Genomic DNA, 7,150 nt, shown 5'->3' on the forward strand with positions numbered 1-7,150 from the left:
GGCGCGATCTCCGCCGGCACGTCCAGCCCGTCATTGACAGGACGGCTGTCGCTGTCTTCGGCCAGCTTCAGCAACTGCTGCACTTCTTCGCGCAACTGTGCCTCGATCTTGTTGGCGTGCTCCCAGGACAGCGCCTTGTGCTTGCTCGCATTGGCTGCGATCTTGGTGCCGTCCARYGAGATGTTGCCCAGCTTCAGGCACTTCATCTCGCGCGCCAGCACCARCACCTGCACGAACAGCGCCTCGATCTGTGGCAGAAAGCGCCGCCGGAACGTGGCGATGCTGTCATGGTCGGGCTGGGTATTGGCGGCTATGAAGCGAAATGCCACCGAGTCGTGGCARGCCCGCTCGATCTTGCGGCTGGAGTGCACCCCGGTGGCGTAACCATAGACCAGCAAGCCCAGCAGCATTGCCGGGTGGTACGCATTGCTGCCGCGTCCCGCGTATTGCCGCACCAGCTCACTCAGGTCCAACTGGTCGATCACCTCCACGACAAAGCGGGCCAGATGATCCTGCGGTAGCCATTCATCAACCGACGGCGGCAGCAAGTAGGCGGTGTCTCGATCTACGGCGATGAAGCGGCTCATGCAGGGGAGGTCTATTTAAACTGGCGCGATTGTCCAAGCCGCCGCCCACTCGKGGTAGGCGGGAAAGCCCGACACGCTCCTAGGGGCGCGAGATAGCGGATTGCGGCGTTGTCGCTCAACATGATTTCGAAGTGGGTGCGAGAACTGGTGAATGAGGCACCAACGCGTGCTTCAGCGTCGCCTCGAACGCACTGAGCTTGCTCGGCCGCGCTTCGCGCCGGTACACGCTTGTCGATGCGGTTGCTCGAGTGGTCAGCGATGCGTTCGAACACGCAGCGAAGGTAGGTCTGGGGATCAATGCCAGTGAGCTTGGCCGAACAAACCGGCGTGTAGATGACCGCGGCGCTGTGCTCGCCGTTGCCCGGCTCGTAGCCGCGTCCTGCGCGTTCGTGCGAAATGCGGGAAGGGCTGGGTGCTGGCAAGCCGCATCGTGCGGCTGCTCTCGCGATACGGGGTGAATGCTCGCAAAACATTTCCGCGAAAGTTGACCGCCTTTCTCAATTCGCTCTTCGAGTCGGCAGCAAGAAGCGCGGCTTGCCGAGCACTTGAGTTGCCACCTGAGACGCGAACCGCCGCGTCACGAAGCGCACGCCGAAGCACGACAGCTTGTTGAACAGGCCCGGAACAACCGTGCGTTTGCCGCTGAGCATCGCGCGGATCGCGGCATGCGCCACGAACTCCGCGCTTTTCATTGACGCGTTCGCGATCCAAGAGTAGTCGCCTTCGCCGGAGGTGGCGTGGAACGCTGTTTCGGTGCCGCCCGGGCAGATGCAGGTCACTGACAGTGGCGTGCCGCGATACTCGTCATGAAGAGCTTCGCTGAAGTTGCGGACAAACGCCTTCGACGCGGCGTACAGCGCCATGTTCGGGACTGACTGGTATGCGCCGGTCGACTCAATGTTCAGCATGTGCGCGGGGCCGGTGCTTGCCTTGCGTGCGTCGACGAAGCAACGCGCGAGCTCGACGACCGAGGTCATGTTGAGCTGGACGAGTTCTGCGTCACGCGCCCAGTCGACCTCGTCGAACCTGCGGAAGTATCCGAAACCGGCGTTGTTGATCAGGATGTCGATTGGGCCGCTGGCGATCGCGGTGTCCCACAGCGCGCGCGGCATCGGGCTTGCCGAGATCTGCGGTGACGATCTCGACCTTCACGCCCTTGCAGGTCGTGGCGACCGCTTCAAGTGCGTCGCGGCGCCGCGCCATCAGCACGAGATCAACGCCGAGCGTTGGGAGTTCACGCGCGATTGCCGCGCCAATGCCGCTGGATGCGCCGGTTACCAGCGCGCGCTTGCCAATGCCGACGGCTGTGTCTGTACTCAAGTCGTTCTCCTTATCGTATAGAGTGGGCAACGAACCTAGCGGCCTGCGAGGGTTGCGCATCGGCCATGCAATGGTTCTTCCGGGCTGGACAAAGGCCTGTTCGACGACGCTGTCCGAGGCACGCGTGGCAGCTACATCACTTGCACCACGACCTTGCCCTTGGCGCGGCCACCATCGACGTAGGCCAAAGCTCTGTGGGTGTCCTGAAGCGGGAACACCTTGTCGACGACTGGGCGGATGGCGCCTGATTCGATGAGGGACGTGATCTCGCGCAACTGCGCCCCATCGGCTCGCATGAAGACGAACGTGTATTCGCCGCCGTTCTTCCTCGCCTTCTTCCGGATGCCGAAACTCAGCAGGCGCAGCACCTGTCGGAGCGGCCAAGCCAGCCCTCGCGCGGCAGCGAACGCCGGGGTGGGGGGCCCGGAGATGGAGATGAGATGTCCGCCCGGCTTGAGCACGTGGAGCGATTTCTTCAGCTCTTCGTTGCCCAGGCTGTTCAACACCACGTCGTAGCCTCGAAGAACCGTTGCGAAGTCCTGCTTCTTGTAGTCGATGACGACGTCCGCGCCCAAAGCCTTCACCCAGTCGATGTTGCCCGCACTCGTGGTCGTGGCCACGAACGCCCCCAGATGCTTGGCAAGCTGGATGGCGATGGTGCCGACCCCGCCGGAGCCGGCATGGATCAGAACCTTCTGCCCCCTTTTCAGCTTGGCGGTTTCGACCAGCACCTGCCAGGCGGTCAGGGCCACCAGGGGAAGGGAGGCGGCTTCGACCATGCTGAGGTTCCTGGGCTTCAGTGCCAGCGACGATTCCTTGACGGCAATGAACTCGGCGAAGGTGCCGATGCGATCATCGTCGGGGCGCGCATAGACCTCGTCGCCCGGTTTGAAGCTGCGAACGCGAGCGCCGACCCGCACGACCGTACCGGCCACATCGTTGCCCAGGATCAGGGGGAGGCGATAGGGAAGAATCAGTTTGAATTCGCCGCTCTTGATCTTCGTGTCCAGAGCATTGACGCTCGCCGCGTGGATCTGGATCAGAACGTCATCGTCCCGCACCTCGGGTTCGGGCATTTCGCCGATGCGGCCAGCTTCCTTCTTTCCGTAACGATCGATGATGAACGCTTTCATGAGGGGACTGTTCTCCAGAGCTTTTGAATGAACGGGATTCGGGGAGCCCCGCCCGCAGGGTGCAGTCTTGAGCCGTGGCAATCGAACCGACGTTGCTACCAGTTTTCCTTGAACGGCCGCAGGTCGAGCTCCTGCGTCCACGCCGATTTCGGCTGCCGGTGCAGCATCCAGTAGTTCTCGGCAATGGCGTCATAGCCGAGGAGTCCTTCCGCACCGGCACGCTCCACCCTTGCTGGAAATGCGCTCTGAAGCCGGTCGCCGAGGATGCCACCGTCGATGACAACATGCGCGACGTGGATCCCCTTCGGGCCGTACTCGCGGGCCATGCTTTGCGCGATCATGCGCAGCCCCGCCTTGGCGGCGGCGAAGTGCGCGTAGCCGGGCTTGCCGCGCAGGCTGCCGGAGGCGCCCGTGAAGATCACTGTGCCGCGGCCCAACGGGACAAGCCGGCGTGCGGCCTCGCGACCGACCAGGAAGCCGGAGTAGCAGCCGACGCGCCAGAAATCCTCGAACTGCGCCGCGGTCAGCTGCGTGAAATCGATGACTGCGTTGTTGCCTGCATTGGAGACGACGACATCGGCAGGCTCACGACCAGGCCCCGGGTTCATCGCCCGGTCGAATGCCGCGATCACCTGAGCTTCATCGGTCACGTCGGTCCGAAGCGCTTCCGCACTGCCAACGCCTGACGTGGTGATCTCGGCAACCACCGCCTCGATCTTGGCCGGGGTACGTCCTGCGACGATGACGTGGTAACCCTCGCGTGCGAAGCATTTGCAGACGGCGCCGCCGACGCCGCGTACCGATCCCACGCCGAACACGATTGCAGTTGGCTGGTTCATGTCATCGTCTCCGTTCTGTTGATGAGGGTGACCGTCCTCACTGGATCGCTTCAGTCATTGAGGAAGGCCAGCGCCTTGGGCACGAACTCGCCGTGGTACTGAAAAATCCCGCCATGCCCGGCGTCTTTGTAGATGACCAGCTGTGAGCCAGGAATGCGACGCGCCATGTCATGACTGTTCGCGGTGGGCACCATGATGTCGTTGTCGCCGTTGGCGATCAGCACGGGGATGCGGATGCCGCCCAGATCCTGGGGCGCCTGCCGGCCCCAGGCCTTGATTGCCTTCAGCTGTCGCAGGAAGGCACTGGGCGTCGGCCCCTTGTCCCGATCCGCCATGCGCTCCTTCAGCCGCTCCAGGAAGGCTTTTGTGGCTTGCCGGCCATTGGCCGTGGAGGTGAAGAACAGGTAGGTCTTCGGATCCCGCAGCGTCAACAATCCCTTGACCATCAGCGGCCAGGAGACGACCCCGACCTCGTCGATGCCTTTGCCGCCTGCCGGCCCCGTACCGGTCAGGAGGAGGCGTCGTACCAGGTCGGGAGCTTTCAGCACGATGTCCTGCGCCACGAACCCGCCGAGGGAGAAGCCGAGCAGATCGACCTTCCCGAAACCCAGTGCGTGGATCAGTGCGATCACATCCCGTGCCATCGCGTCGATGGTCACAGGTGCCGTTCCGCCTGAAGCGCCGATCCCCCGGTAGTCGATGGCGACGATGCGATGGCTGCGGGAAAGCCCATCGACGATACGCGGATCGAAATTGTCTAGGACGGCGCCCCAGTGGTTGAGCAGGACCAGCGGCACGCCACTGCGCGGCCCCAGGTCGCGGTACGCGAATGCAGTCCCATCGACATCGATCGATCGGTTGGGAGTGTCGATGTAGGGCAAGTGCGACCCTGGGTCGTTGTCGGTAGGGGTCATCGTCTTTTCAAGGTGCTTCATGTGACGCCGGGAATCGAGGGAGTCAAGCGCCACCGCGTTGGCGGTCACGCGTTCACATCGACGATGGTGCGCCCCTGAACCTTCCCTGCGAGTACTTGGCGGGCGACTTCAGGAACCTCTGCCAAGCCAACCACCTTGGTTGTCCGTGCAAGCTTGTCCAGATCCAGGTCGCTGGCCAGACGCGACCACGCCTGCAGCCGCACAGGCTGTGGCGCATTGACCGAATCGATACCGGCGAGGGTGACGTTGCGCAGGATGAAGGGCAGGACGGATGCCGGCAGATCGGCGCCTTGTGCGAGGCCGAAGGCCGCGACCACGCCGCGATACCGGGTCTGGGCCAGGACGTTCGCCAACGTATGGCTGCCCACCGCGTCGATGGCCCCGGCCCATCGATCCTTGGCGATCGGCGCGCCCGCTTCGGACAGCGTGTGGCGGTCGATCACGTCCGCCGCGCCCAGCGCACGCAGGTAGGCGGCTTCGTCGAGGCGGCCGGTCGATGCGATCACGCGATAGCCCAGGCCCGACAGCAGTGCGATCGCCACGGAGCCGGCGCCGCCATTGGCACCGGTCACCAGGATATCGCCGCGTTCGGGGGTCAGGCCGCCATGCTCCAGTGCGAGCACGGACAACATGGCGGTGAACCCGGCGGTGCCGATGGCCATGGCATCCTGGGTCGAAAAGACCTCCGGGACCTTGACCAGCCAATCGCCGCTCACTCGCGCCTTCTGCGCGAAGCCACCGTGGTGCGTCTGGCTCAGAGAGTGAGAGTTTTTCTCCGAGCCCGTCAAACTGGCACGGGAATGGCTTCGCAGTTGGCATGACGACGCAGATTGATGCAAGCGAAGTGACCCGAGATGTGGCGCTGTTCGATGACCTACCGAAGCCGAGCGAGGCGCAGGTCGAGCAAGCGCGAGCGCAGGACGCGAGTCGGCGCAGCCAATGCGCACCTCGAGTGCTGCAGCCCAACCGGTTGCAGATCGAGTTGCGCGCCTCGGATCTCGAATCGCTGCTGGGCGAGGACCATCGTGCGCGGTTGGTGTGGGGCTATGTCGAGCGGCAAGACCTGAGCGCGCTGTTCGAAGCGATCAAGGCGCGTGGGGCGGCCCCGGGGCGCCGGGCGATTGACCCACGCATCCTGTTCGCGCTGTGGCTGTACGCCACGCTCGACGGTGTGGGCAGCGGCAGGGAAGTCGCCCGGCTGAGCCTGGAGCACGACGCGTACCGCTGGATCTGCGGCGGCGTGCCGGTCAACTACCACGCGCTGAACGACTTTCGAAGCGGCACCGGTAACGACAAGGTGATGGACGAACTGCTCAGCGACAACGTGGCCACACTGGCARCCGTGGGCGCGATCACGCTGGRGCGCGTGGCGCAAGACGGCATGCGCGTGCGTGCCAATGCTGGGGCAGCCTCGTTTCGTCGCCAGGGCCGCCTGGAGGAGCACCTGGTCCAGGCGCGCGAACTCGTGCACTCGCTCAAGGCCCAGATCGAGGCCGATCCTGCCGAAGCGAACCGGCGCTCGCAGGCGGCMAAGCTGCGCGCGGCACGCGAGCGCGAACAGTGCATTCTCGAAGCGCTCAAGCAACTGCCCGAAGTGGCCGCCGCCAAGCGGCGCAACGGCAGCAAGCCCGARGACGCGCGCGCCAGCACCACCGATGCCGATGCCAGGGTCATGAAGATGGGCGACGGTGGATTCCGCCCGGCCTTCAACGTGCAGTTCGCCACCGACTGCGAAGGCCAGSTCATCGTCGGCATGGACGTGGTCACCGCGGGCAGCGACATGGCRCAGCTTGCCCCGATGGTGGACCAAGTCGAGCAACGTAYGGGCAAGGCGCCCGAGCAATGGCTGGTCGATGGAGGCTTCCCCGCGCACGARCAGATCGATGCGGTGGCGGACAAGACCGAGTTGTACGCGCCGGTGCCCAAGAACAAGCCGCCCAAGGTGAAGGACAAGGCCCAAGGCGAACTCGACAGCCATGCCGCGCAGGAAAACCCGCCAGAGCCGGCAGCGCCGCCCARCGAGTTCGAGGCCAAGCCAGGGGACAGCCACGCGGTGGCGCAGTGGCGCCAGCGCATGAACAGCGATGCCGCTCGCGAGATCTACAAGCTTCGTGCAGCCACGGCCGAATGCGTGAACGCGCAGGCGCGCAACCGTGGACTCCAGCGTATGCCGGTGCGCGGCATGGCCAAGGTCAGGTGCGTGGTGCGGCTGTTTGTGCTGGCACATAACCTGCTGAGAATGGCCGCCCTTGCGCCCCAACTGATCGGTTGGGGCACAGGTGCGTCCGCAGCGCTCGCAAAGATCGCATAAAGGGCCCCAAAGGCGGTATGAGGGG

General features: G+C 64.4%; 8 protein-coding genes and 1 pseudogene. 1 reads left to right on the forward strand and 8 read right to left on the reverse strand.

Annotated features, from left to right (window positions below):
- The 8 genes and pseudogenes from AC1DY5_RS35420 to AC1DY5_RS35455 form a co-directional block, all read right to left on the reverse strand.
- On the reverse strand, positions 1-587 hold a 587-nt coding region (locus tag AC1DY5_RS35420; RefSeq protein ID WP_478119145.1), incomplete at its 3' end, for a transposase.
- 11 nt (positions 588-598) lie between these two features.
- Positions 599-1,060 (reverse strand): transposase domain-containing protein, encoded by a 462-nt coding sequence (locus AC1DY5_RS35425; protein WP_478119147.1) that lies wholly within the window; start codon positions 1,058-1,060, stop codon positions 599-601.
- 24 nt (positions 1,061-1,084) lie between these two features.
- Positions 1,085-1,699, reverse strand: coding sequence for an SDR family NAD(P)-dependent oxidoreductase (locus AC1DY5_RS35430; protein WP_478119149.1), 615 nt, complete (start codon positions 1,697-1,699; stop codon positions 1,085-1,087).
- Complete coding sequence (locus tag AC1DY5_RS35435) at positions 1,587-1,967, reverse strand: SDR family NAD(P)-dependent oxidoreductase (protein WP_478119151.1); 381 nt, start codon at positions 1,965-1,967, stop codon at positions 1,587-1,589. Before AC1DY5_RS35435 ends, AC1DY5_RS35430 begins: the two co-directional genes overlap by 113 nt.
- 71 nt (positions 1,968-2,038) lie before the next feature.
- Positions 2,039-3,040, reverse strand: coding sequence for an NADP-dependent oxidoreductase (locus AC1DY5_RS35440; RefSeq protein ID WP_478119152.1), 1,002 nt, complete (start codon positions 3,038-3,040; stop codon positions 2,039-2,041).
- 95 nt (positions 3,041-3,135) lie between these two features.
- A complete protein-coding gene (locus AC1DY5_RS35445) occupies positions 3,136-3,879 on the reverse strand; it encodes an SDR family NAD(P)-dependent oxidoreductase (protein WP_478119154.1) in 744 nt (247 codons plus the stop codon).
- Positions 3,880-3,929: 50 nt separating this feature from the next.
- Positions 3,930-4,793 (reverse strand): alpha/beta fold hydrolase, encoded by an 864-nt coding sequence (locus tag AC1DY5_RS35450; protein ID WP_478119158.1) that lies wholly within the window; start codon positions 4,791-4,793, stop codon positions 3,930-3,932.
- Between the two features lie 65 nt (positions 4,794-4,858).
- Positions 4,859-5,584, reverse strand: a pseudogene (locus AC1DY5_RS35455) (acrylyl-CoA reductase family protein); the annotation flags it as partial.
- 47 nt (positions 5,585-5,631) lie between these two features.
- On the opposite strand from AC1DY5_RS35455, the gene AC1DY5_RS35460 reads away from it, so the two are divergent.
- On the forward strand, positions 5,632-7,125 hold the full coding sequence (locus AC1DY5_RS35460; protein WP_478119156.1) for an IS1182 family transposase: 1,494 nt from the start codon (positions 5,632-5,634) through the stop codon (positions 7,123-7,125).
- Positions 7,126-7,150: the final 25 nt, after the last annotated feature.

The organism is Variovorax sp. P4_D9, from assembly GCF_056401695.1.